Consider the following 26,342-nt stretch of genomic DNA (forward strand, 5'->3'; position numbering starts at 1 on the left):
CCGCTTGTCGCCGTCCGCCTTCCGCCGTCACCTACCGCCGACGATCTCCTCATACAGTCGTTCCAGCCGCGCCTCCCGCACGGCCTTCGTCAGCTCGCACTCCCACACCACGATGACGCGCCATCCGGCCGCCTCCAGCTCCGCATGCTGACGGCGGTCGCGTTCGCGGTTGCGCGCGAGCTTCGCCGTCCAGAACTCCACGTTCGACTTCGGCGTGGAATGCCGCGCACACCCCTCATGCGCATGCCAGAAACAGCCGTTCACGAACACAACCGTATGGTATTTCGGCAGCACCACGTCCGGATGCCCCGGGTAGCGTTTGTCGTTCTTGCGGAACCGCAGCCCACGCCGGAACAGGTAGCTGCGCACCAGCACCTCGATCGACGTGTCCTTGCCGCGGATATGCGACATCGTGTACGACCGCGTCCCGCGCGCGTACTTCTCCGTCTTTTCCGTCACCACGCGACCTGCGCCGCGCCGCCGGAGAACGGGGAGCCGTCCGCGCCGGACGGGGCGACGGCCTGTGAATCGGAGCTGGACGGGGCAGACGCGAACGGGCGGAAGGACGAGGACGACGTGCCGGACGGGGCGGCGGACGCATCGGCCGGCCTTTCCGACGCGTCCGCCGCCAACTCGGCCAGGAACTCGTCGACCTCACCCACGTCGTACCCCTGCTTGAGTCGCACGGTGCTGAACGTCTGCGAACTAAGCTCAGCGGCGGTCATCGGCCGACCGGCCTTCATCCGTTCCATGACGACGTCGAGGAAGTCGTCGACCTCGTCGACGTCGTACCCCTCCCTGAACCGCACGGTCGAGAAAATCTTGTTACGGACGGACTCCACGTCGATCATCGTCGTCCTCCTGTCTGCCGTCTGGGAGCACACGGCCCTTTGTCCGGTATGGTACGCGCAATTCGGGAGGATCATCGTGCAGACGGCCCCGGGCGAGACGCCGCCGCCGACCTGGCCGGCGTCATCGGCGGCCCCACAATTTGGCCTATAACCCGGCGACCATGCCGTCCGACAACGCAAAAGGGCTGGAACCAATCGGTTCCAGCCCTTTGTTGCTGGTGCGAGTGGAGGGAGTTGAACCCTCACGAGCATACACTCACTGCCACCTGAAGACAGCGCGTCTACCATTCCGCCACACTCGCAGACAAGAGGACAACTTAGCACTGCTTCGGTCGAAGAGGCAAATCGAGCGTGTCTTCGGCGTGTCGCGACGCGATGGGCCAGTGCGCCCGATGCATCCGGCCCATGCGCGCCAACGACGGGGGGCATGAGCCGGGCGTTCAGTTGGGAGTCTCCGGCACGACGCCGTCAGCGCCAGACCACCTCATGCGGCGCCGCGCCGACCTCGAAGTGATACTTCGCGCACCCCAGCCCCACGTGCGCGAACAGGCCATCCAGCGCCTCGGCCGTCACCGAACCGTCGTCGGCATGCAGTGTGAAACGGAACGGCTGCTGGCTGAGCGACGTGGGCGCAGCCATCGCCGCCTCCATGCCGCGCACGAACCAGTCGGGCCAATCCGCGGTATCCGCGGTCGCATCGCCATCGGACGCATCACGCGCGGCGGCATCGGACGCACCGCCCTCCACGCACGCCAACTCCGCCATCGGCTTCGAACGGCGACGGCCGCCCGGCCGCGCGCCGTGACCGAACGCAATCACCCACACGACGGACTCGCCGTCGTCCAACGACCACCACGCGTCGTCGGAGACGCCTTCCGCGCCATCCAACACCGCCCACGACGTATCCAACCCAAGCCGCACGGCGTGCAGCACAAGACGCTCGCCGTAATAACCCACGCGCTCCTGCAACGCGGCGGCCTCCGGCGAGACGGGCGAGCCGTCCGCATCCTTGAACGACTGCAACGTGGCGTCGGTCGTGTCGTCCGCGGGCGCGCGTCCGACGAGCGCGATCGCGTTGTGCACGCCCTTGAACCGGCCGTAATGCGTCTTCAGCCCGAGAAACGCGTCCTCCAGACCCGCGGCCATCTGGATGTGCAGGCCCGATTCGGCGTTGCACGCGTCGATTTCGGCCTGCAGCGCGGCGAGCGTATCTGGTGCGACCGGCTCGTCCGTGTACGCGCGGATGGCGTGACGCGCGTCGATCGCCTCGAGAAGACTCATCATGATATCTGCCGTCATGTCTGCCGTCCCTTTCACTTGCCGTCACCTGCCGTAGAAGTGCGCCAGCGACTCGTCACGGAATTCCTCGAAGTAGCCGCCGTCGATCGAGGCGCGGACGTCGTCGAGCAGCTTCACGAAGAACCGTTCGTTGTGGATCGTGGCCAGCGTGAAGCCGGTGAACTCGCGGGCGCGCAGCAGATGATCCACATAGGCGCGCGTGTAATGGCGACACGTGTAGCAGTCGCAGCCCTCCTCGAGCGGCGCGAAATCGAACTTGTGCTGCGCGCGCTTGATGTTGTAGCGACCGTGGCGCGTGTAGATGGCGCCGTTGCGGGCGCAGCGGGCGGGGGCGACGCAGTCGAACGTGTCGCCGCCGTTCTCCACGCACGCGAAGATGTCGTCCATCTCCGCGATGCCGAGCACGTGGCGCGGGCGCTCCTCCGGCATCGCGTCGCAGATCCACGCGCACGTGTCGCCGATGATGCGCTTCTCGATGGCGCCGCCGATGCCCACGCCGTCGAAGTCGAGCGAGGCGATCTGCTCGGCCGCATGCCGGCGCAGATCCTCGTAGTTCGCGCCCTGCACCACGCCGTACAACGCCTGATACGGCTTGCCGAGACGTGCCTCGGTGAGCCGCTCGTGCTCGGCCACACAGCGCTTCGCCCAGCGGAACGTGCGCTCCACCGAATCCTTCTGGTAGGAGCGCGTGTTCATCAGCGTGGTGAGCTCGTCGAACGCGAACATGATGTCCGCGCCGATCTTGTGCTGGATACCCATCGAGATCTCAGCGGAGAAACGGTGCTCATCGCCGTTGAGAGGCGATTTGAACGTCACGCCGTCCTCATCCACCCAAGCGAGCCGCTCCTTGCCGTCCGCGATGATGTCGTCCGACTTCATGCCGGTCACGTCCATCGCGAGCGTCTTCTTGAAGCCGACGCCCAGCGACATCACCTGGAAGCCGCCGGAATCGGTGAACGTGGGGCCATGCCAGTTCATGAAGCGGCCGAGACCGCCGACCTGGTCGAGCACGTCCTCGCCGGGGCGTTCGAACAGGTGGAACGCGTTCGCGAGCAGGCACTGCGCGCCGAGGTCCTTCATCGATTCGGGCAGCACCGCCTTCATGGCGGCCTGCGTGGCCACGGGCACGAACGCGGGTGTACGGATGTCGCCGTGCGGCGTGTGGATGATGCCGGTGCGGCCGTATCGGGCGCCGTTCCGGCCCTTGCCGTCCGCGGCGTCGGGCAGGCGGGTGATGGTCTCGAAACGGAACGCGGAACGGTCACCGGGTTTGCCCGGGGCGGCGCCGCGCGGGCTCAGGTTGAGATCGGGTTCGGGGCTGTTGGTCATACCGTTCACTTTAGGCGGACAAGGGGATTGCGGGGCAGATGGGGGCGCAGTTCAGGCGGGGTGCGGCTGGGGCGGCGGGTGCGGTTGGCGGTCCGCGCGCTGCGTGTGCGGGTGTCTCCCAGCACGATATCTGGCTGTCGTCTAAGTAACCCGCGCGCTGCGTGCGCGAGGGAGGGTTCTGCGTTGCGAGGGGTACATTCCGCTGGTTGCGGACATCTATCTGCGTTATGAGGGGTATCGGCCGAAGTAGACCTCGTTGGAAACGGCTTGATGACGGCAGCGGTTGGACGTGATACCCAAGGATGCCGTGGCCTAGGTACCCCTTGTAAGCGAGAAAGACATCTGCAGCAGCGTGAAAATACCCCTCATAACGCGGATATGAGGAAAATCGAGGAGAGTTCACCTATCACTTCCAACGAACATTCAGGAAACGTACAGACCTGCTGCCTTTACTCTTAGGTAGCAATACGAGCCGGCGGGATTGCTGCAGTGGAACCGCGAGACGCCGGCCATATGAAGGAGTGAACGAACATGGCTGATGAGCAGAACAGCTGGAACCCCCAGGAGGGCCAGAACGCGCAGCCGCAGGAAACCCAGCCGCAGAACGGCGCCGCGCAGAACGCGCAGAACGGTACCGCGCAGAACGCGCAGAACGCGCAGAACGGCAACACACAGGGCGCGTACCAGCAGCCGCAATACGGCTCCCAGTACGGCAACCCGTACGGCACCGGATACGGCGCCTCGGCCCCCGTGTCCCCGGCGGCCCCCGTCTCCCAGCCGCAGCAGCCGCAATACGGCGCACCGACGCAGCACATCGACCCCATCGTCGCTCCGGTGAACGGCGAACAGCCCACCGAAACCATCGACCCCTCCGCCATTCAGGGCGTGCAGCATGCGGCGGACGTCGCGGCCGCCCCCACCCAGACCTTCCCCACCGCGCAGGCCGGCAACACCGCGGCCGGCCCGGTGGCTTCCGAGCCCCCTGCCGCATCGTCTGCGAACAGCGGCGAGATCGCGCCCGACTACGCTTCCGCCAAGGGCGAGCAGACTGTCGTCTCCGCCGAGCCGAACGCCGCCGGCTCCCAGAGCGGTCAGAACGCCCAACCCGCCCAGCCTGCCTACGGCCAGTACAAGCCCGCGCCGGAATACGGCGCGTACGGCCCCGTGCCCACGCAGCCCGCAGCTGCCGGCCAAGAGTTCGGCCAGCAGCAGCCCGGTCAGGACCGCAACCCGTACACCACCGGCAACCCGTTCACCGCGGGAGCCCCGCAGACCCAGTCTCGGCCCCAGCCCGGTGAGGCCGGTGCTGCCGGCAACGGCCAGTTCCCGCCGTCCGGCCCGTCCAACCCGTTCTACGGCCAGCCGGGTCAGCCGGGCGCGTTCGACCCCAACGCACCCGTGGCCGCGAAGCAGTCCTCCAGCACCGTGCGCGGCGTGGTCATCGGCGTCGTGGCGGCGCTGGTGAGCGCCGTCCTGTGCCTCGGCGTCGGCTACGGCGCCATCACCAGCGGCCTGGTCAAGGTGCCCACCACCAGCTCCCTGTCCAGTGTGGACTCCAGCACGTCCGGCTCCGGCTCCGCCACCGCGAAGTCCGGCGACGCCCCGGATTGGCAGGCCGTCGCCAAGGAGGTCTCCGGCTCCGTGGTCTCCATCCAGACCCAGCTGTCCAACGGCAGCGCCCAGGGCTCCGGCGCCATCCTCGACACCGAAGGCCACATCGTGACCAACAACCACGTGATCTCCGGCGCCCAGCAGATCCAGGTGACGCTCTCCAACGGCCAGATGTACTCCGCGCAGGTCGTCGGCACCGACACCACCACCGATCTCGCGGTCATCAAGCTCGACAACCCGCCGAGCGACCTCAAAGCCGTCGAATTCGCCGATTCCGACAAGCTCGCCGTCGGTGAGAACATCATGGCCGTCGGCAACCCGCTCGGCTACGACGACACCGCCACCTCCGGCATCGTGTCCGCGCTGAACCGCCCGGTCACCGTGATGGACGACAACAACAACGACATCGTCACCAACGCCGTCCAGATCGACGCGGCCATCAACCCCGGCAACTCCGGCGGTCCGACCTTCAACGCGGCCGGCCAGGTCATCGGCATCAACTCCTCGATCGCCTCCACCTCCAGCTCCTCTTCGAACAGCACCGCAGGCTCCATCGGCATCGGCTTCGTCATCCCCTCGAACCTCGTCAAGCGCGTCGCCAACGAGATCATCAAGAACGGCTCCGTCAAGCACGTGGCACTCGGCATCACCATCACGTCCGACACGGTCACGGCCGACGGCGTGACCCGCGCCGGCGCGAAGATCACCAAGGGTTCCTCCGGTTCCGCCGTGGTCTCCGGCTCCCCGGCCGACAAGGCCGGTCTGAAGGAGGGTGACACCATCGTCGCGTTCAACGGCAACGCGGTGAGCAGCAATGCCTCGCTCCTCGGCTTCGTGCGCGCCGCCGCCCTCGGCGACAAGGCGACGCTCACCATCGTCCGCGACGGCAAGACCATGGACGTCGACGTCACGCTCGACCAGCAGGAGGACAAGGTCAACGGCTCCAACCGCTCCGAGTCCAGCAACGGTTCGGGCTCCGACGGCAGCGACGGTTCTGGCTCCGGTTCCGACGGCTCCGATGGTTCCGGTTCCGACGGCTCCGGCAACAACGGATTCCCGTTCAACATGTGGTGACCCGACGCGGTCGCTAGGGGCCGGCGGACATCCGTCGCGAGGGCGCTGCCCTGCGGCATCGGCCGCCGGCCCGTTTCAATCCGGGGCCTGGATCCGGCCCCGGGCCAACGTCATGAAGGCGGGCTTTCTCGGAATCGAGGAGGCCCGCCTTCAATTGGTTCCTGAGCGGTTCCATTGGTAACGTCGGGGAGAGCGGCGGCTTCATGCAATTTCGAACGATGCCGGAAAACCGCGGCATACCGCCATTTTCATATTGGCCGCTCGCCATGGTGGCGGGGTGCGTTACCAACGGAAGGCTTCAAGGGCCAACTGAATGAGCCGGAAACGCTGATGAGGCGGTTTCTGCCCGTTCAGCACCCTCACGGGCCGGCCGAGGCCGACGGCATCACGGGGTTTGCGATGTCTTCGCCTCGCTGATAGAGTGACAGCGCAATAACCGAATACCGATTCTTTACGCCGTGTATCGAGCGATGCATCACGCGGGGAATCGCAGGCTCCGAAAATCGGCCGTGGCCGATCGGCTCCCGGGCCGCCCATGGCGGTCCGCGCGCTTCGGAATCCGCAATCCTTCTCTCCGCATCCGATGCCGCCGATGGGTTAACAAGGCGTGACCGCACCTGCCGTGCGCCACGTTTTGCCACCCTTCGGAAGGCCGATGCCAGCCGGACGCAGCAAAGCGGCACGCCCGGCCCGTACCAGCGTAAGGAGCAGCGGATGAGCAGCCTCATCGCATCCCCCAACGGTTCCGGCACACGGCCGGTCCCCTCCGCCACGCCGCATGTCACCGCGGATTCCAACGTTTCCAAGACTCCGGACGCCCATGTCCCCGACGCCCCGCATCGCAGCATCCTCGCGGTCGTCCTCGACCTGTGCCGACGCGTGCCCATGCTGCCGGTCGTCATCCTCTCCGCGATTCCCGTCGCTCTGCTGTGGAATGTCCGCCCGTGGCCCACGGGCGGAGCGGCTGCGATGGCGGGCGCAATGGACGCCGTCGCACGTGTCGGCGCGCACGTCGCCACGGCGTTGGCGACGCCGTCGATTGGCCAATGGCTTGTCATCGCGCTCGTCGCGTACACCGTCGTCGGCACCGTCATCGGCATGATCGACGACATCCGTCACGGACAGGTCGGCATCGACCTGCTCGCCGTGCTCGCCATGCTGTCCACCATCGGCGTGGGCGAATACTGGGCGGGCTGGGCCGTCGTCCTCATGGTCACCTCCGGCGAAGCCATCGAGGAATACGCGCAATCGAAGGCGGAACACAGCCTCACCATGCTGCTCGACGCGGCGCCGCGCACCGCGCACGTCGCGAACCTGCCCGGCGTGGGCAGGGAATCGGGACGGGCGTCCCGCGGCGAATCGGCCGCCGTGCGTCCGGCCGCGGGCGTTTCCGGGGCCGACGGAGCCTCCGCCGCGGCCGCCGCCGCGGGCGCTGTCGCTGGCGATGGCGCACCTCGCGCCGCCCGCAACATCGCGCCGATCCGTAGCGACGACGGCTTCCGCCACGTCGCGGCGTCTCGCGTCGGCGACGCCGGACGCGCGGGCGAGGACGGGCGGAACGCGGACAAGCGGAACGTGGGCGGGTCGGGCGACGTGACGAGCGTCGGACGGAATGCGGATGGGCGGAACGACGTGTGCGTACTCACCGGACGCGACGCCGAAGCCTGCGACTCGGCCGTCGCCCGCGCCGACGCGCGCGTGCGCCCGAACGCGGACGCGCGGTTCGACACCGTGCCCGTCGACCAGGTGCGCGTCGGTGACGTCATCATCGTGCTGCCCGGCGAAACCGTGCCCGTCGACGGCGAACTGCTGTCCGGATCGGCCACGCTCGACCTGAGCGCCATCAACGGCGAACCCCTGCCGCGCGAAGTGTACGCGGGCGCGCGCGTCATGTCCGGCGCGGTCAACGGCTCCACCACGCTCGCCATGCGCGCCACCGAACTCGCCGCCGACTCGCAATACCAGCGCATCCTCACGATGGTGAACCAGGCGCAGGAATCGCGCCCGGCCGTGGTGCGCACCGCCGACAGGCTCGCCGTGCCGTTCACCGTGCTCGCGCTGCTCATCGCAGGCGTGGCATGGGCGGTCGCCGGCACGCCGCTGCGGTTCGCGCAGGTGCTTGTGCTCGCCACGCCCTGCCCGCTGCTCATCGCCGCGCCCGTCGCATACATCGCCGGCACGTCGCGTCTCGCCGCCGCCGGCGTGCTCATCAAGACGCAGGACGTCATCGAACAGCTGGGGCGCGTCACGCAGGTGTTCTTCGACAAGACCGGTACGTTGACCGTCAAGCAGCCGCAGGTCGTGCGCGTCGAGATGGTGGATATGCCGTTGGGTGGTGCCGGTGCGGTGGGTGCCGGTGTGTTTTCCGGGACATCCGTTTCTATAGGAACGGACGCGGGTGTGGCCGATAACGCTGCTGTTGCGTCCGATTCTGCGGATTCGGTCGATAATGCGTCCGTGAGGGGCGTCATGCCGTCCGTTTCTATAGGAACGGGCGTTAATGTGTCCGATGGAACCGTTGGACCGTCCGATTCTATAGGAACGGGCGTTGAGGTGCCCGGTAGGGCTGGTGGTACGTCCGTTTCTATAGGAACGAACGCAGGGGATGGCTGCATGCCCTTGGATGAGGACCACGTGCTCATGTTCGCCGGCGTGGTCGAAAGCTACTCCGTGCACGTGCTCGCCAAGGGCATCGCGGTGGCCGGGCATGAGGCGCTTGGACGTTTGCGCGCCCGGTATGCGGACGGTCGTCGGGAGTGTCCGGAAGGAGCGGGCGCGGCGCATGACGGATATGGGCGTGACTATCCGGTTGTGACTGGCGTCCACGAGGAGCCCGGCAAGGGTATCGCGGCCGAAGTCAACGGGCATCGGGTGCGCGTGGGGCGGCTCTCCTTTGCGGCCGCCGGCGACGACGGTTTCATGCCTGAGGGTTCCTCCGCGGCTGTGCCTGTCGTTGGGGCTGGCGTCGGGTCCGGCGCCGGGATTGGAGTATCCGCAGAAGCGGAGGTTCGGCGCGTGCAGGCCGGGGAAGGCTCTGAGACGCCGGTCGGGAATGCTGCCGGCACTGGAACCGGTGCTGAAGACGCCTGCCGTGGTCAGCGGTCCCGCGCGCGGTTCGGCGTGCTGGCTCCGGACGAAATGGCCTCCTATGTGGCGGTGGACGGGCGTCTCGTCGCCCGAATCGTCCTGCGTGACGTGCCGCGTGCGGACGCGAAGGCGACGCTTGCGCGGTTGCATGAGCTCGGCGTCGCCAGGCTCACGATGCTCACCGGCGACAAGCGTTCCTCCGCCTCGGTCATCGCGCGCGAGGTCGGCATCGACGAGGTCCACGCCGAACTGTTCCCCGAAGACAAGGTCGCCGCGGTCCGTGACGCTTCCTCCGACGGCGGCGTCACGAGGAACGGCGGCGTCACGAGGAACGGCGGCGTCACGAGAAACAGCGGCGTCACACGGAACAGCGGCGTCACGATGATGGTGGGCGACGGCGTGAACGACGCGCCCGTACTCGCCGCGGCCGGCATCGGCGTAGCCATGACCGACGGCACCTCCACCGCCGCATCCGAATCGGCGCAGGTCGTCATCATGAACGACCGGCTCGACGCCGTGCCGCGTGCGATTGGCATCGCCCGTCGCACGAAGCGCATCATGCTGCAGGCGGTCGTGTTGGGACTGGCGCTCGCGCTTGTCGGCATGATCGCGGCCGCGTTCGATCTCATCCCGGTGGTCGTTGGCGCATTCCTGCAGGAAGGCATCGATGTGGTGAGTATCCTGTGGGCCTTGACCGCCGTGCTCGATCGGGAGTGAGTGGTTGTTCGGCCTCCTTGCGAAACGGATCGGATATGCCGTGTCCGATTCGTTTCGCTGGGAGGCTGTTTTGCGATGCGGGTCGTCCGGTTTGCGACGGGTTGCTTCGCTGGGAGGCTGTGTTGCGATGTGGGTCGTCCGGTTTGCGACGGGTTGCTTCGCTGAGGAATGGTGTGGTGCCGCTGTGCGCCATACCGTCGTGCCGCCATACCGCCGTGTCGCCATACCGCCAGGAGTGAGCTCCATCATCCGACGCTGAAAAGCCCGAGGAATCACTCTTCCGCGATTCGCGGGTCTGAGATACCCTGTAACGCGTGACTGAATCTTCGAATACCACTGCAAACACCGCGTCCGCGAACGAGCTTCGCATCGCCGTGATCGGCGCTGGCCCGGCCGGCGTCTACTCCTCCGACATCTTCCTCCGTCAGCTCAAGAAGCTCGGCGAGGAGCTGGGCCTCGGCACGAAGGCCCGCATCGACCTGTTCGAGAAGCTGCCCGTGCCGTTCGGCCTGGTCCGCTACGGCGTGGCCCCCGACCACCCGTCCATCAAGTTCATCGCCTCCGCGCTCGAGAAGACGCTCGACAACCCGGACATCCACCTGTACTGCGACGTGGAGTTCGGCAAGGACGTCACCCTCGACGACCTGCTCGCCCGCTACGACGCCGTGCTGTTCGCCACCGGCGCTGTCAAGGACAAGCCGCTGCGCATCCCTGGCGCCGACCTCGACGGCGTGTACGGCGCCGCCAAGTTCGTCGAATGGTACGACGGCTACCCCACGGGTGCCCGCGAATGGCCGCTCGAGGCTGAAAACGTCGCCGTGATCGGCGGCGGCAACGTCGCGATGGACGTCGCGCGCGAGCTCATGCGCAACGCCGACGACCTCAAGGCCAAGACCGACATTCCGGACAACGTCTACGAAGGCATCCAGAACAACAAGGCCAAGGTGTTGCACCTGTTCATCCGCCGCGGCGTGGCCCAGGCGAAGTTCAGCGTGCAGGAGCTGCGCGAGATGGAGAAGCTGCCCGGCGTGCAGCTCATCATCAACGAGGACGACTTCGAATTGGACGACGACACCATCGAGGTCGCCGGCAAGGACAAGCTCACCCGTCAGATGGTCGAGGAGCTGTTCGCCATCCGCGAGATGGCCGAGGACATGGAGGACGACGGCGACGTCGACTACGAGGGCAACCCGGCCGACCGCAAGTACTACGTCCACTTCAACTCCGCGCCCACCGAGATCCTCGGCGAGGACGGCAAGGTGAAGGCGATCCGCGTCGAGCGCACCGAGACCGGCGCCGACGGCAAGATGCACCGCACCGGCGAGTTCACCGACTACCCGGTCGAGGCCGTGTACCACGCGATCGGCTACCAGCCGGCTGAGGCGCCCGGCATCGCCTACGACCAGCATGGCGCCCACCTCGCCAACGCGAACGGCGACGGCCGCATCACCACGTCCGCCGAGGGCGGTGAGGTGCGCGAGCGTCTGTACGCCACCGGTTGGGCCAAGCGCGGCCCGGTCGGCCTGATCGGCTCCACCAAATCCGACGCGCTCGCCATCGTCACGAACATGCTCGAGGATCTGGCCAAGGCCGCCGAGGGTGGTCGCGTGGCCGCCGACCGCGACCCCGAGTCGATCGACCGTCTGCTGGCCAGCCGCGGCGTCAAGCCGATTGACTTCGCCGGCTGGAAGAAGGTCGACGCCTTCGAGCGCGCCGAGGGCGCGAAGGAGGGACGCGAGCACAAGAAGGTCATCGAGCCAGCCCAGATGCGCGAGCTCGCCCACGCCGAGTGACGCGATCCGTCGTTTCGTCGACTGGTTTCGTTTCGCCGTTTCGTTGCGTCGATGAGGCGATTCGACTGCGGCGGATTGTCGACTGATTGCCGGCCGATTGGATTGGCAGGCTCCCCTCGTCCGAGGGGAGCCTGCTGTTGTTTCGACTAGTGCTGGATGTCCGATTGACGCCCGTGGTTTCGTCCGATTCTGTAGGTTCGGACGAAAAGGGCGGATCGGGAGGCCCTGTTTCGTCCGATTCTGTAGGTTCGGACGAAAAGGGCGGATCGGGAGGCCCTGTTTCGCCCGATTCTATAGGATTGGACGTAGAGGGGTGACTGGGACGCCGGGTTTCGTCCGATTCTATAGGTTCGGGCGTTGCCGCCTCGTGTGTCCCCTTTTCCGCGTCCGATTCTGTAGGTTCGGATGTGGGGAGCGGGCTGAGTCGCCGGGTTTCGTCCGATTCTGTAGGTTCGGACGTGGGGAGCGGGCTGAGTCGCCGGGTTTCGTCCGATTCTATAGGTTCGGGCGCCGCGCCCCGCGTCTCCTCCTCCGCTCTCCTCCGTCCGCATCCCGCCCTCCTCCGCCCGCACCCGTCCGGCATATGCCCAGCTAAAACTCAGCTCGTGAATTTACTGTGTGCCTTATGGATGGCAATTTGCGCGTGCACGGCCACTTCAATGGCCTGAAGACGACCCTTTTGTTTGGGTTGATGTGGGGCGTCATCATGCTGGTCTGGTGGGCCACGGGCGCCCGACAGCAGACACTCGGCATCTATATCATCATCGGGCTCGGCACCACCTTCTTCTCCTATTGGTTCTCCGACAAACTCGCCATCGCCTCCATGGGCGCGCGCGAGGTCAGCGAGGCGGAGGCGCCTACGTTGTACCGGATCGTCCGGGAACTGTCCGCCAGGGCGGGCAAACCCATGCCCCGCATCTATGTGGCTCCCACGATGAGTCCGAACGCGTTCGCCACCGGCCGCAACGAACGTCATGCGGCGGTCTGCTGCACGCAGGGCATCCTGCGCATCCTCAACGAACGGGAGATCCGCGGCGTGCTCGGCCACGAGCTCATGCACGTGTACAACCACGACATCCTCACGTCCGCCGTCGCCTCCGCCATGGCCACGGTCATCACGTATCTCGGCTATTCGCTCATGTATTTCGGCGGCGGCACTTCGCGCGACGAGCGCGACAACTCCTCCGGCGGGCTCGGTCTCATCGGCATGCTGTTCAGCATCATCCTCGCGCCCATCGCGGCGTCGCTCATCCAGCTGGCCATCTCCCGCACACGCGAATACGACGCCGACGAGGACGGCAGCCGGCTCACCGGCGATCCGGAGGCGCTCGCCTCCGCGCTCAACAAGATCACGTATGGTGCGCAGACCACGCCGATGCGCAAGACCGCCGGCACTCAGTCCGTGTCCGCCATGATGATTGCGAACCCGTTCTCGTCGGTCGGTTTCGCGAAGCTGTTCTCCACGCACCCGCCTACCGAGGACCGCATCGCGCGTCTCATGCAGATGTCGCGTGAGATGCATGCGCAGCAGGTGTTCGGCGCCGGTTCCGCCCCTCAGGTGCGGTTCTGAATCCGATTGATTCCGGCTGGTCCGATTGTTTCGTCCGGCCCGTCCGGCCCGCAAAGCTCGAGTAGTGAGACGCCGCCGGCCACAGACCGGTCCCGTGCTATACTCGTGCCTCGCGTCCAAAAGACGCACTTTCGCGGATGTAGTTCATCGGTAGAACGAAAGCTTCCCAAGCTTTAAAGGCGGGTTCGACTCCCGTCATCCGCTCCACTGGGAGCCGTTGGAATCCAACGGCTCCTTTGCGTTTCGCAGGGTCATTCCGGATTCCGCGTCCTCACGCCCCGTCCCCACTCGTCCGCGCCCGACGTCACTCCCCGGGCTTCGGACTCATGTCGATGAGCTGCTGGATGGTCACGAACTCGTAACCTTGCCCCTTGAGGTCGTCGATGATGCGCGGCAGCGCCTCGATGTCCTGCGTGCGGTCGCCGCCGCCGTCGTGCATGAGCACGATCGCGCCGTCGTACGCGTTGTTGAGCACCGCGTCGTGGATGGCGTCCGCGCCGGGCCGCTTCCAATCCTCCGTGTCGATGGTCCACAGCACGTTCATGCCGATGAGGTCGCCGGCGTCCTTCCACTGCTGGTCGCCGAACGCACCGTATGGCGAGCGGAACACCGTGGTGTCCACGCCGGACGTCTGCTTCATCGCCGTGAATCCCTTGGTGATGTTGTCGCGCAGCGCGTCGCGGCTGAGCTTCGGCATGTTCGGATGGTCGAAGCTGTGCGACGCCACCTGATGGCCTTCCGCCACCATGCGTTTCTCCGCGTCGGCGAATTCCGACGACTGCTGTCCCAGGTCGAAGAACGTGGCCTTGACACCCTTGTCCTTGAGGATGTCGAGCATCGGCGCGCTGTATTGGCTCGGACCGTCGTCGAAGGTCAGCGCGATGACCTTCTTGCCTTCCGGCCGCGGGTTGTAGGAGGTGACGACCATGTCGACCGGTTTCACGGTGACGCCCTTGTCGGCGGTCTTGCCGGACCGCTTGCCGGTCCACGTCTCGCGTTCGCCGTCCTTGCCGGCCTGCGTGCGCACTTGGATGGCGCCGCCTTTGATGTTGATGTTCGTGCCGAACGGCACGGTGGTCTTCTTCACCGTATGCGCTTCGGTCACGTCCTTGCCGGAGGCGACGGTGATGTCCGCGTGTTCCGGCACGATCACGGCGTCCCTGTCGCGTGGGGCGATGGCCTGCCCGCCGATGGCGGCGGCGACGGCCCTGCCGCCGGTCTTGTCGAGCACGGAACCGTCGACGGCGAGCAGGCGCCCGGGTTTCTTGCCGAAGCTGTCGTTGCGTGCGATGAGTTGGGCGAGCGTGGTGTGTACGTTGGCGCGTACGGTGGTGCCGTTCACGGTGACGTCGATGGGACGCCAGCGGTTCTCCCACATCCACCAGCCGCCGGCGCCGCTTCCGGCGACGAGCGCCGCCACGAGCAGTCCGATGAGCGCGCGCAGCCAGATGCGCTTGCGTTTCGGCGCCGCGGCCAGTCCGGTCGTGCCCAGTCCGTGCAGGCCGTCGAGGTTCAGGGCGATGGTTTCGGCCGTCCGGTCGCGTTCCGGCCGTGTCACGGCCGGAGCCGCACCCCGGGACGCCGTGCGGCCGCCGTCGGACGTCGCGCCGCCGTCCGTGTCCTCGGCGAAGTCGTCGAGCGACTCCTCTTCGATGACGTGACGTCGTTCGTCCTCGCGTTCGCGGCGTTCGACCTCCAGCCGCGCCTGTTCGCGTTCGTGCCTCTCCCGTTCGGCTTCCTCGCGTGCCTGCTCTTCGGCTTTGGCACGCGCCTTCTCCTCCGCCTTCCGATTGCGGTTGCGGAACCGTTCCGACACGTGCGCCGCGTCCCCGAACGTCAGCTCCTCCGGATCCTCCGACAGTGTTCCGGACGTATTGCCCGTGGGCTTCCCCGCGCCCCGGTTCGTCGGGGAGACCGGCTTGCGTGTGATGTTCGGTTGCTTCCGCTTCTTCCTGCTCATCGTCCTGTCCTCATATCCCGCGTGCGGCGGTTCCGCCGCACGCCGATTCCGTTCCGCGGGCTGCGGTGGCCTGCGATCCTGTCTCATTGTAGGGGCGGCCTCGGGCGGGCGACGGCGTGAATCGCGTCGGGACGGTGAATCGTGCGCGACGGACACGGGTGACACGGCGGAAAGTGAACGGCGGATGAAGTCATTCGCCCGGAGGATAATGGCCGCATGACCATCGCAACACCGGAACGCTATGCCGAAATGCTGGACGCCGCCCGTCGCGGCGGATACGCCTACCCCGCCATCAACGTGACCAGTACCCAGACCCTGAACGCCGCCCTCCAGGGCTTTGCGGAAGCTGAATCGGACGGCATCATCCAAGTGTCGGTGGGTTCCGCGGCGTACCTGTCCGGACAGGCAGTGCAGGACCGCGTCACCGGATCCCTGGCGTTCGCCGCGTTCGCGCACGAGGTGGCGAAGAAGTATCCGAACATCACCGTGGCGCTTCACACCGACCATTGCGCCAAGCAGTACCTCGACGAATGGGTGCGCCCGCTGCTCGCGCACGAGGCCGACGAGGTGGCGCACGGCCACGAACCCACGTTCCAATCGCACATGTGGGATGGCTCCACCGTGCCGCTCGACGAGAACCTCGCCATCGCCGAGGAGCTGCTCGACAAGTCGCAGGCCGCGCACACCATCCTCGAGATCGAAATCGGCGCCGTCGGCGGCGAGGAGGACGGCCAGTCGGCCGAAATCGACGAGAAACTGTACTCCACGCCGGCCGACGGCGTGAAGGTCGCGCAGCGTCTCGGCCTGGGGGAGCGCGGCCGCTACATGGCGGCGTTCACGTTCGGCAACGTGCACGGCGCGTACAAGCCGGGCGTCGTCAAACTGCGCCCGGACCTGCTCGGCGACATCCAGCGCGAGGTGGCCGAGGCCGTGGTGGACGGACGCGTGCCCTCCGCCGCCGGCATCGTGGACTTCCCCGCAGGCAAGCCGTTCGAACTCGTGTTCCACGGCGGCTCCGGTTCCACGCCGGAGGAGATCGCGGAGGCGGTGAGCCACGGCGTGGTGAAGATGAACATCGACACGGACACGCAGTACGCGTTCACGCGCGCCATCGCCGGCCACATGTTCGAGCATTACAACTCGGTGCTCAAGGTGGACGGCGAGGTCGGCAAGAAGAAGTTCTACGACCCGCGCTCCTGGGGCAAGAAGGCGGAGGCGTCCATGGCCGCGCGCGTGGTGGAGGCCTGCGAGCAGCTCGGTTCCGCCGGCAAGGCGCTGCGGTGAAGGCGTTGCGGTGGCGGTTCTGCGGTGGCGGTTCTGCGGTGGCGGTTCTGCAGTAGGGGTCCTGCGGTGGCGGTTCTGCAGTAGGGGTTCCGCGGTGAGGGTTCTGCGGTAGGGGTCCTGAAGTAGCGGTTCCGCGGTGAAGGCGCTGCGGTAGCGGAGTCGCGGCCCCGTGCAGCGTCCGATTCTATAGAATCGGACGCTGCACGGGGCCGTACCGCGCTCGGGGCGCCCGTTCCTATAGGAACGGATGTTCGTGTGCATGTTGGGCGCCCTCCAGGTGTCCGTTTCTATAGGAACGGGTGTTATCGGGTGTTATGTAGCCGCGTGGGCGTCCGATTCCGCAGGAATGGGCGCCTGGCGGGCTGGGGCAGTGTCGAGAATGTCCGTTCCTATAGGATGGGGTGTTTCTGGGGTGGTGCCCGGGTCTTAAACGTCCGTTTCTATAGAATCGAGCGCTGTTGCGGTCTGGGATGTCCTGTAAGCGTCCGTTCCTATAGGATGGGGCGGCTTTGTGTCCTGTGCCAGTCCGTGAACGTCCGTTCCTATAGGAACGGGTGTCCCGGTCTTCCGCATTGCGTCGTAGCTGTCCGTTTCTATAGGAAGGAGCGTTCACCGTAGGGGGTTGGCTTGTCCGTGCGTGCCTTGGTGCCCGAATCCAAAGCAATGGATGCGGGCACCGAACGGGGGAATAGGTGCGGTACGGGGCAGCTGTCAGTATTCAGCACACACGAATCCGGCAAACGGTGTGCGTTTGCCGAAGTTCGGTCGTGGCACCTGCGCCGCGACGAGACGTTGCTCGAACTGTGTGCGATTGCGCACATGAGCCATCTGAAACCGCACGACTGGTATGTTGAGCATGTTGATTGCCGTTTCGCGGTCCTTCTCCCGTAAAGCGACGGTGGCGATGTCTACGCCTCCGGTCATGGCGGGATTCACATATTTCTCGCGGCCGTCCAACTCTCCGACGACGAGTGAACCGTCGTCGCGTGTCCATGTGAAGTCCGCGTATATCGCGCCTCCGTCGATGGGGTTGATGAATCGCTTCTGACACTGCGGCTGTGCGAATCCCATTTCCAACGAGACCGCCAATGAGATGGCCTCGCCTCCGTTCGTGCACATCGGGTCGACATGTTCTGCGACGAATCGGGCGCGTGGCAGTCCGCGTTTTCGCGGATGCCCAAGGCAGTAGTCCTGCAATGATGACGCCGGGTTGCCTGTGGCGCGCAATCCCATGGCGCATATGGCCATGGCGTTGGGGAAATCCAGAGTGCGTGCGCAATCGAACATGGTCTGCTCGGGTGGTGTGACGCGTAGACCTCCTACCGAGATGACTTGCTGATCCGGTATATAGTGGGCGAAAATTTGGCCGCGTTTGCCAGCTCGGCTGGGATCAGTCACGGCGATATGCACATAGCGTTGGAGATACATGGAGGATGTGTATCGATGAACGGCGGCGGCTGAGACCCCGGACAACACCCAGTCAGGATGTTCCTGGCAGATTGTCCGGAGACGGTACATGATTCGATCCCCGTGAGGCAGCGAGTCCCATAGCGGTTTCCGTATGAAGCGTCCTTTCATGGGCATTGCCAGCTCGCCGGCGGCCATCCGGCGGGCAAGGAGATGACGGTCGCCCGGCTGTTCGGCTTTGGCGAGGCTGCGATGCTGCTCCGCCTGAGCGAGCAGCTGTTCGATTCTGATATGTTGTCTCATGACGCGATGGTAAAGTTTGGCCGACGCTCCGCCTAGTTGTCAGGGCAATGTGTACGGGAGCCCCCGTGAATCTTCACAAATCCGGTTCGTTGTGCGTAGGGGGCGGATTCTGCGGAATCGGATGTCTGTGTGTCGGATTCTGCGGTGGAAGCGTCTGTTTCTATAGGATGGGGTGTTCTGACGTTCTGTGTTATGCCGTGAATGTCCGTTTCTATAGGAACGAGCGGTTTTGGGGGGTGGGGCTGTGCTTCCGACGTCTGTTTCTATAGAATCGGGCGTTGCTGCGGCCCGTGGCGCTCTGCGAACGTCTGTTTCTATAGAATCGAGTGTTTCTGGGTCTTGTGTAGCCGTATAGGCGTCCGTTTCTGTAGGAACGGACGTTGTGATGGCCTGTACTGTGCTCGGGGCGTCCGTTTCTGTAGGAACGGACGTTGCGATGGTCCGTGCTGCGCTCGGGGCGTCCGTTTCTGTAGGAACGGATGCTGCGATGGAGTATGCGCGGCTGGACGGAACGACATCCGCAGGGGCATGCCGGGCGGGAGGTTCGCTGGATGGGCGGGCGAGTCTGCATGATGATGCGGCCGTGCGCCCGGGTAGAGGGCGTACGGTAGGCTGTTTCGCGGCGGAATCGTGCGGGAACCGCGCACACAGCAAGGAATGCGGAGGAAACGTCATGCCTGGAATCGTTCTTATCGGCGCCCAGTGGGGAGACGAAGGCAAGGGTAAGGCCACGGACCTTATCGGCACGAAGGTCGACTTCGTGGCCCGTTTCAACGGCGGCAACAACGCCGGCCACAGCGTGGTCGTGGGCGACGAGTCCTACGCGCTGCACCTGCTGCCCTCCGGCATCATCAACCCGAACCTCACCCCGGTCATCGGCAACGGCGTCGTCGTCGACCCGGAGGTCCTGTTCGAGGAGATCGACGGCCTCGAGGCCCGCGGCATCGACTGCTCCCACCTCAAGGTGAGCGAGGCGGCGCACATCATCGCGCCGTATCACCGCACGCTCGACAAGGTCACCGAGCGCTTCCTCGGCAAGCACAAGATCGGCACCACCGGCCGCGGCATCGGCCCGGCCTACGCGGACAAGATCAACCGCGTCGGCATCCGCGTGCACGACCTGTTCAACGCCGATCATCTGCACGACAAGGTCGAGGCCAGCCTCCACCAGAAGAACCAGATCCTCGTCAAGCTGTACAACCGCCGCGCCATCGACGTGGACCAGACCACCGAGGAGCTGCTCAAGCTTGGCGAGCGTCTCAAGCCGTACGTGGCCAACACCGGCCTGATTCTCAACAAGGCGCTCGACGAGGGCAAGACCGTCCTGTTCGAGGGCGCCCAGGCCACCATGCTCGATGTGGACCACGGCACCTACCCGTTCGTCACCTCCTCCAACCCGACCGCCGGCGGCGCCTGCACCGGCACCGGCGTTGGCCCCACCAAGATCACCCGCGTGGTCGGCGTCTCCAAGGCGTACGTGACCCGCGTGGGCGAGGGCCCGTTCCCCACCGAGCTGTTCGACGAGTCCGGCGAGTGGCTGCGTCAGCAGGGCCACGAGTTCGGTGTGACCACCGGCCGTCCGCGCCGCTGCGGCTGGTTCGATGCGGTCGTCAACCGCTACGCCAGCCAGGTCAACGGCCTGACCGACCTCGTCCTCACCAAGCTGGACGTGCTCACCGGTCTCAAGGAGATCCCGATCTGCGTGGCGTACGACGTGAACGGCGTCCGTCACGACGACATGCCGACCGACCAGGCCGCGTTCGCCGCCGCCAAGCCGATCTACGAGACCATGCCCGGCTGGACCGAGGACATCTCCAACTGCCATACGTTCGACGAGCTGCCCGCCACCTGCCAGGCGTACGTGAAGCGTCTCGAGGAGCTCAGCAACTGCCGTATCTCCGCGATCGGCACCGGCCCGCAGCGCGACCACATCATCTCCGTCCACTCGCTCATCGACTGACGGTCGTCCTGTCTCATCGACTGGCGACTGGTGATCGAATCCGCAACGACCGGACGAACCCATGCCTGAATATTTCGCCGAACCTGATCCCACCACGCAGGAGATGACCGCCGCGCACGCCCGTTCGTACGCGACGGCGTCCCCGCGCCCCACGGGTGCCGCGGCCGCGGCCGAACCGCCGCGCATCCCGCTCGCTCCCGCCAAGCGTGTGCAGGCGCAGTTCAACCCGCTTGCGGACGGCATGATCTATCTCGTGGTGTTCGTCGGCGGTTTCGTCGGCACCGCAATGCGCTACGGCCTGTCCCTGCTCATGCCCACGCCGGCCGCGGAGCGGGGGTTCCTCAGCGCGTTCCATACGGCCACGTTCACCGCGAACATGCTGGCCTGCTTCATTTTCGCCGCGCTCACCGCGTACATGTCCCAGGCTTCGTGGATTCGCAAGCGCGTGCGTCAGCTCACGTCGCGCGGCGTGGGCATGGGCATGTGCGGTGGTTTCTCCACCCTGTCCGCCATGGTCATCGAGGAGCTCACCGCCATCCATCAGGGGCAGATCGCCGGCTTCCTGTTCTACATGCTGTTCAGTTTCGCCGTGGGTCTGCTGGTCGCCGCGGCCGGCGTGAAGGTCGCGCTGGCGCTCGCCTCCCGCCGTTCCGCGCATGTGGTTGCGCAGGCCGTGGCCGCCGCGTCCGGCGAGGGGCCGGCACACGCCGCGCCCAAACGCGACGTCGACGGCGTCGCGCTCGCCGACAAGCCGATCGCGGTGGGCGACGCCGCGTCCGGTCCCGTCGAGATCAAGGCGTCCACGCCGCCGCAAGGCGATTACGGCCAGCCGTTGCCGTCCGCCGCGTCCGATGCCGCGTCCGTCGGCACGCCGCTTGCGCCCGCGTTCGAGCCTGCGCCCATCACCGACGAGATTCCCACCGTGGGCGATCCGATCACCGGCGGCGTGCGCGACGACGACCGTGACGGCCGGGAGCGGCACGTTCCGTCCCACGCCGATGGGGAGGTGTCGCGATGACGTTCCTGTTGGTGAGCCTGTGCGGCGGTTTGGGTGCGATGACCCGTTTTGTGGTGAACACGTCGGTGCAGCGTTGGTGGGCGCGCGCGTTCCCCATGTCCACGTTCATCATCAACGTGATCGCCACGTTCTGCGCCGGCATCGCCGCCGCGGCCTACGCGACGAACGCCGTGGACCACAACGTCTACCTGCTGTTCGTCACCGGCTTCCTCGGTGGTTTCTCCACGTTCTCCACCGCCATCAACGAGATGGTGTCGCTGTTGCGCACCCGCAAGTTCGCGACGGCCGCGTCGTACATCGCGGCGACGATTCTCGTGCCGCTGCTGTGCGTCGCCGCCGGTTGGTGGATCGGGTCGCTCGGGCACTGACGTTCCGTCGGTCGTCCCGTCGGTCCGATGGCGACCGATGGCGTCCGACGTGCGTCGAACCCACACGTCGTCGCGCGAAACGCAGACGGTTCCAGCCGGAATCGCGGCGTTGCGTCACGCAACGTGACGAAATACCACACGACGTAACATGCTCGACAAAAAATCGAGGTGACGCCTACTGCCGACTATCGTCCCGTCATGCCGGAAATCGGCCGGAACGGGCGGAAAACCGCCTCTGGTGACATGCGCCGGTAACATGCCGGGCGCACGGTAACGCAAGAGAAACGGCAGCGCAACGGCGCGCGCCCATTGCCTCTCTAGGTTATGAACCACATCCAGAGAGGACATCCATTATGACAGCCGTGCAATCAAACCAACGGCGTCATCGAATGGGATTGCTGCTGTTTACGGCGTTGATCCTGCTGATGGCGTTCTGTTTCATTCCACCCAACCAAGCCATGGCGGCCGAAGCGGTACCCACGTGCAACCCCTCCGCCACCAACGGCTGCGTCAACGGCATCCTGCAGGACGCCTCCAAAAAGCCCATCGCCGGCGTGACCATCACCCTGAGCGGCACCGAAGAGGCGACCACCACCACCGACGCGAACGGCGACTGGGCGTTCAGCGTCGGCAAGGACGGCTCCTACACCGTGAGCATGGACGAATCCGTCGCCAAGGAGCACGGGCTCAAGGCCGCCACCGCCACCGTGAAGGTCGAGAAGAACAGCTTCGACGCGGCCCGCCAGGTCGTCCGATTCGACAAGCCCGCACCCTCCGATACCAGCGGCGGCGCGTCCGGCAAGAGCGGTTCGACGTCCGGTTCGACTGCCTCCGGTTCCAGCGGTTCCACCGGCTCCTCCAGTGGGGACGGCTCCTCGCTCGGCGCCAACCTCGGCGCCCGATTCTGGCAGCAGCTCTACTCCGGTGTCATCTTCGGCCTCATGCTCGGCCTCATGAGCGTGGGCATGAACCTCGTCTACGGCACCACCGGTCTGAGCTCCTTCTCCCACGGCGAGCAAGTCACGCTCGGCGGCCTCATGGCGTTCGTCGGCACGCAGATCCTCCACTGGCCGCTCGTGCCCGCCGCGATCTTCGCGATCGTCATCGGCGGCCTCACCGGCTGGATCCAGAACGAGATCGTCTGGGCGCCGCTCAGGCGCAAGCGCGTCGGCACCATGCAGCAGATGATCGTCACCATCGGCCTGTCCATGGCGCTCCAATACCTCTTCCAGTTCTTCTTCGGAGGCGACATCAAAGGCATCGTCAAATCCGTGCCCGACAGCTTCCAGATAGGACCCATCACCACGGACATGCCCACCCTCGTCTCCGCGGGCATCGCCATCGTGGCCATCGTGGGCGTCAGTCTCTTCCTCTACAAGACCCGCCTCGGCCGCGCCACGCGAGCCGTCTCCGACAACTCCGCGCTCGCCGCCGCATCCGGCATCAACGTGGAGCAGGTGGTGCGCATCGTCTGGATCATCTCCTGCGCGATGGCCGCCCTGTCCGGCGTGCTCCTCGGCGTCTACCTCAACGGCATCTCCTGGAACACCGGCGCCACGCTGCTGCTCCTCATGTTCGCGGCCGTCACCCTCGGCGGTCTCGGCACCGCCAACGGCGCGCTCGTCGGCTCCCTCATCATCGGCATCGTCGCGGACACGAGCTCGCTCATCATCCCCAGCGACATGCGTTACGCCAGCGCGCTGGCGATCCTCATCATCGTCCTGCTGGTCCGTCCGCAGGGCATCTTCGGCAAACAGCAAAGGGTGGGCTGAGACATGGACTTCATGACCATCATCACCAACACGCTGGGCGAGCTCCTCGCCCCCACCACGGCCGCATACGCGCTCGCCGCCATCGGCCTCAACATCCACTTCGGCATGACCGGCCTGATGAACATGGGCCAGGCGGGCTTCATGCTCCTCGGAGCCTACGGTTTCGCCATCACGCAGATGATGGGGGCGAACCTGTTCGCCTCCGTCTGCGCCGCCATCGCGCTCGCCGTGATCTACGCGCTCCTGCTCGGCATCCCCACGCTCAAGCTCGGCCCCGACTATCTGGCCATGGTCACGCTGGCCGCCGCCGAGATCATCCGCATCATCGGACGGTCCACCGCGTTGACGAACCTCACCGGCGGCTCCGCCGGCATCTCCCCGCAGGACTTCACCGAACGGTTCGAATCCCTTTCGCCCCTGCCCGAAGGCTCCACCACGTTCCTGCTGTGGACGTATTCGAACAACATCGCGAACTCCTGGTGGCTGCGCATCGTCGGCTGGGCGCTCGTCGCCATCGCCCTGCTCCTGTGCTGGCGCTGGTTCCACTCCCCGTGGGGCCGCGTGCTCAAAGGCATCCGCGAGGACGAGAACGCCATCCGCTCGCTCGGCAAGAACGTCACCACGTACAAGATGCAGGCGCTCATCATCGGCGGCATCTTCGGCGCGCTCGGCGGCATCATCTTCGTCCTGCCGCGTTCCGTGCAGCCCGATTCCCTCGGCCGCGCCGTCACCTTCTACGCGTGGACCATCCTGCTGCTCGGCGGCGCCGCCACCATCTTCGGCCCGATCCTCGGCTCCTGCCTGCTGTGGGTGCTGCTCACCTTCGTCAAGGAGCTGATGCGCGGCGCCATCCCCGAAACCGTCATTTCCTCCAACCAGGTCGAATCCCTCGGATGGGTGATCGTCGGCGTCGCGCTGATGTGCCTGGTGATCTTCAGACCGCAAGGCCTGCTGGGAGACCGAAAGGAGTTGGCCTTCAATGCGTGAGCACAAGCCCGAAACCAGAAACGCGTCCGCCGCGTCCGCCGCGGACGACGTCGAGACCGTCGCCGGCGTGACGCCCGGCAACCTGTCCGAAGCCGACGTGAACCCCACCGCCCCCGGCAAACCCTTCCACGACCTCGCCCAATGGGCCACCAAGGCGCCGGAGGGGGAGAAGCTCATCTCCACCGCCTACGGCGACAAAGTCCAGGAGGACCTCAAGTTCGTGGACAACAAGCCCGGCGTCCACAAGCCCGACCCGATCCTCGTGGCCGACAACGTCGTCCGCAGGTTCGGCGGCATGACCGCCGTGGACGTCAAGCACTTCGAAATCGAACGGCACGGCATCACCGCGCTCATCGGCCCCAACGGCGCCGGCAAGACCACGTTCTTCAACCTCATGACCGGCTTCGACACCCCCAACACCGGCAGCTGGCAGTTCGACGGCAAGGACCTCGCCCACGTCCACCCCGAACAGGTGGCCCGCATGGGCATGGTCCGCACCTTCCAGCTCACCAAGGTGATGAGCCGCCTCACCGTGCTCGACAACATGCTCCTCGGAGCGCCCGTCCAACCCGGCGAAGGCCTGTTCCGCGCGCTCGTGCCCGGCCTGTGGAAGAAGCAGGAGAAAGCGAACATCGAAAAAGCCGAAGCGCTGCTCGAACGCTTCCTGCTCATCAAGAAGAAGAACGATTTCGCCGGATCGCTCTCCGGCGGCCAACGCAAGCTCCTCGAAATGGCGCGCGCGCTCATGAGCGACCCGCAGCTCGTCATGCTCGACGAGCCCATGGCCGGCGTCAACCCGGCATTGAAGCAGTCGCTCCTCGACCACATCATGTCGCTGCGCGAGGAAGGCACCACCGTGCTGTTCGTCGAACACGACATCAACATGGTCCGCCACATCGCCGACTGGGTCACCGTCATGGCCGAAGGCAAGATCGTCGCCGAAGGCCAACCCAAGAGCGTCATGAACGACCCCGCCGTCATCGACGCGTACCTCGGCGCGCACGCCAACATCGACCTCGGCGACGACTCCGTCGTCGAAGACGCCGAATCCGGCGACATCGAAAAGAAAGGAGAGACGCGATGACCGACACCACAACGCTGGAACCCACCACCTCCGACGGACCCGTCGCGGACGCCCGCCCGCGCTCCGAAATCCACGTGGGCGAACCCGAAGGCGAGCCGCTGCTCGACGCCGTCGACCTCGTCGCCGGATACATCCCCGGCGTCAACATCCTCAACGGCGCATCCCTCACCCTCCACCAAGGCGAGATCGTCGGCATCATCGGCCCCAACGGCGCCGGCAAATCCACGCTCCTCAAATCGTTGTTCGGACTCGTCCACATCCACTCCGGACACCTGATCCTGAAAGGCGAGGACATCACCAACCTCAGGGCCGACAAGCTCGTCTCCCTCGGTGTCGGATTCGTCCCCCAGACCGAAAACGTGTTCCCCTCGCTCACCATCGCGGAGAACATGCACATGGGCGCCTACCAGGCGCCGAAGAAATTCAACGAACGCTTCGACTACGTGTGCTCCATCTTCCCCCGATTGGGGGAGCGCAAAGACCAGCTCGCCGGATCCCTGTCCGGCGGCGAACGTCAGATGGTCGCCATGGCCCGCGCGCTCATGATGAACCCATCCGTCCTACTCCTCGACGAACCCTCCGCAGGCCTGTCGCCCATGCTCCAGGACGAGACCTTCATCCGCGTACGCCAAGTCAACAAAGCCGGCGTCTCCGTCATCATCGTCGAACAGAACGCCCGCCGCTGCCTGCAGATCTGCGACCGCGGCTACGTGCTCGACCAAGGACGCAACGCCTACTCCGGACGTGGACGCGATCTGCTCAACGATCCGAAGGTGATCTCCCTGTATTTGGGCAATTTGGAGCAAGAAGTCGAGGATGAAGGCCGGTGACGGAGCGTAGACGCCCTTTCCTCGGCGCTCGACGTGCT

At 65.9% G+C, this 26,342-nt stretch carries 18 protein-coding genes and 2 tRNA genes; 13 read left to right on the forward strand and 7 right to left on the reverse strand.

Annotation, left to right across the window (positions count from 1 at the left end; translation table 11 throughout):
- Window positions 1-27 precede the first annotated feature (27 nt).
- The 5 genes from JS531_RS08320 to tgt all read right to left on the reverse strand — a co-directional run bounded on the left by JS531_RS08320 (window position 28) and on the right by tgt (window position 3,479).
- Window positions 28-459, reverse strand: coding sequence for a very short patch repair endonuclease (locus tag JS531_RS08320; protein WP_346427773.1), 432 nt, complete (start codon window positions 457-459; stop codon window positions 28-30).
- The gene (locus JS531_RS11135; RefSeq protein WP_276313210.1) at window positions 456-851 is read right to left on the reverse strand and encodes a DivIVA domain-containing protein; all 396 of its coding nucleotides are present in this window, start codon (window positions 849-851) and stop codon (window positions 456-458) included. Before JS531_RS11135 ends, JS531_RS08320 begins: the two co-directional genes overlap by 4 nt.
- 216 nt (window positions 852-1,067) lie before the next feature.
- Window positions 1,068-1,153 (reverse strand) — tRNA-Leu (locus JS531_RS08330).
- Window positions 1,154-1,319: 166 nt separating this feature from the next.
- Complete coding sequence (locus JS531_RS08335; RefSeq protein WP_240542127.1) at window positions 1,320-2,150, reverse strand: nitroreductase family protein; 831 nt, start codon at window positions 2,148-2,150, stop codon at window positions 1,320-1,322.
- A gap of 24 nt (window positions 2,151-2,174) precedes the next feature.
- On the reverse strand, window positions 2,175-3,479 hold the full coding sequence (gene tgt, locus JS531_RS08340; protein ID WP_214315024.1) for a tRNA guanosine(34) transglycosylase Tgt: 1,305 nt from the start codon (window positions 3,477-3,479) through the stop codon (window positions 2,175-2,177).
- Between the two features lie 531 nt (window positions 3,480-4,010).
- Between tgt and JS531_RS08345 the strand changes: the two genes are divergently transcribed.
- The 5 genes from JS531_RS08345 (at window position 4,011) to JS531_RS08375 (ending at window position 13,538) form a co-directional block, all read left to right on the forward strand.
- The gene (locus tag JS531_RS08345) at window positions 4,011-6,164 is read left to right on the forward strand and encodes a trypsin-like peptidase domain-containing protein (protein ID WP_214315025.1); all 2,154 of its coding nucleotides are present in this window, start codon (window positions 4,011-4,013) and stop codon (window positions 6,162-6,164) included.
- A gap of 885 nt (window positions 6,165-7,049) precedes the next feature.
- Window positions 7,050-9,968, forward strand: coding sequence for an HAD-IC family P-type ATPase (locus JS531_RS11140; protein WP_240542137.1), 2,919 nt, complete (start codon window positions 7,050-7,052; stop codon window positions 9,966-9,968).
- Between the two features lie 314 nt (window positions 9,969-10,282).
- The gene (locus tag JS531_RS08365) at window positions 10,283-11,761 is read left to right on the forward strand and encodes an FAD-dependent oxidoreductase (RefSeq protein ID WP_214315026.1); all 1,479 of its coding nucleotides are present in this window, start codon (window positions 10,283-10,285) and stop codon (window positions 11,759-11,761) included.
- Between the two features lie 625 nt (window positions 11,762-12,386).
- The gene (htpX, locus tag JS531_RS08370; RefSeq protein WP_214315028.1) at window positions 12,387-13,331 is read left to right on the forward strand and encodes a zinc metalloprotease HtpX; all 945 of its coding nucleotides are present in this window, start codon (window positions 12,387-12,389) and stop codon (window positions 13,329-13,331) included.
- Between the two features lie 133 nt (window positions 13,332-13,464).
- Window positions 13,465-13,538: transfer RNA gene (locus JS531_RS08375), tRNA-Gly, on the forward strand.
- 97 nt (window positions 13,539-13,635) lie between these two features.
- On the opposite strand, the gene JS531_RS11145 is transcribed toward JS531_RS08375, so the two are convergent.
- A complete protein-coding gene (locus JS531_RS11145; protein ID WP_240542128.1) occupies window positions 13,636-15,291 on the reverse strand; it encodes a polysaccharide deacetylase family protein in 1,656 nt (551 codons plus the stop codon).
- 216 nt (window positions 15,292-15,507) lie between these two features.
- Between JS531_RS11145 and fbaA the strand changes: the two genes are divergently transcribed.
- On the forward strand, window positions 15,508-16,575 hold the full coding sequence (gene fbaA / locus JS531_RS08385) for a class II fructose-bisphosphate aldolase (RefSeq protein WP_214315030.1): 1,068 nt from the start codon (window positions 15,508-15,510) through the stop codon (window positions 16,573-16,575).
- A gap of 711 nt (window positions 16,576-17,286) precedes the next feature.
- Here the strand turns inward: fbaA and JS531_RS08390 are convergent.
- On the reverse strand, window positions 17,287-18,285 hold the full coding sequence (locus JS531_RS08390) for a hypothetical protein (protein WP_240542129.1): 999 nt from the start codon (window positions 18,283-18,285) through the stop codon (window positions 17,287-17,289).
- Between the two features lie 673 nt (window positions 18,286-18,958).
- On the opposite strand from JS531_RS08390, the gene JS531_RS08395 reads away from it, so the two are divergent.
- The 7 genes from JS531_RS08395 (at window position 18,959) to JS531_RS08425 (ending at window position 26,304) form a co-directional block, all read left to right on the forward strand.
- Window positions 18,959-20,245, forward strand: coding sequence for an adenylosuccinate synthase (locus tag JS531_RS08395; RefSeq protein WP_214315031.1), 1,287 nt, complete (start codon window positions 18,959-18,961; stop codon window positions 20,243-20,245).
- 61 nt (window positions 20,246-20,306) lie between these two features.
- Entirely contained in the window at window positions 20,307-21,263 is a 957-nt protein-coding gene (locus tag JS531_RS08400) for a CrcB family protein (protein WP_214315032.1), read from the forward strand.
- The gene (locus JS531_RS08405; protein ID WP_214315033.1) at window positions 21,260-21,631 is read left to right on the forward strand and encodes a CrcB family protein; all 372 of its coding nucleotides are present in this window, start codon (window positions 21,260-21,262) and stop codon (window positions 21,629-21,631) included. Before JS531_RS08400 ends, JS531_RS08405 begins: the two co-directional genes overlap by 4 nt.
- Before the next feature lie 425 nt (window positions 21,632-22,056).
- Window positions 22,057-23,403, forward strand: a complete 1,347-nt coding sequence (locus JS531_RS08410; RefSeq protein WP_236034587.1) for a branched-chain amino acid ABC transporter permease — start codon at window positions 22,057-22,059, stop codon at window positions 23,401-23,403.
- 3 nt (window positions 23,404-23,406) lie between these two features.
- Window positions 23,407-24,390, forward strand: coding sequence for a branched-chain amino acid ABC transporter permease (locus tag JS531_RS08415; protein ID WP_214315036.1), 984 nt, complete (start codon window positions 23,407-23,409; stop codon window positions 24,388-24,390).
- A complete protein-coding gene (locus JS531_RS08420) occupies window positions 24,383-25,474 on the forward strand; it encodes an ABC transporter ATP-binding protein (RefSeq protein WP_240542130.1) in 1,092 nt (363 codons plus the stop codon). Before JS531_RS08415 ends, JS531_RS08420 begins: the two co-directional genes overlap by 8 nt.
- Window positions 25,471-26,304: an ABC transporter ATP-binding protein gene (locus JS531_RS08425; protein ID WP_214315038.1), complete on the forward strand. Its 834-nt coding sequence runs from the start codon at window positions 25,471-25,473 to the stop codon at window positions 26,302-26,304. Before JS531_RS08420 ends, JS531_RS08425 begins: the two co-directional genes overlap by 4 nt.
- Window positions 26,305-26,342: the final 38 nt, after the last annotated feature.

It is taken from the genome of Bifidobacterium sp. CP2 (genome assembly GCF_018555635.1).
Lineage (GTDB): Bacteria > Actinomycetota > Actinomycetes > Actinomycetales > Bifidobacteriaceae > Bifidobacterium > Bifidobacterium saguinibicoloris.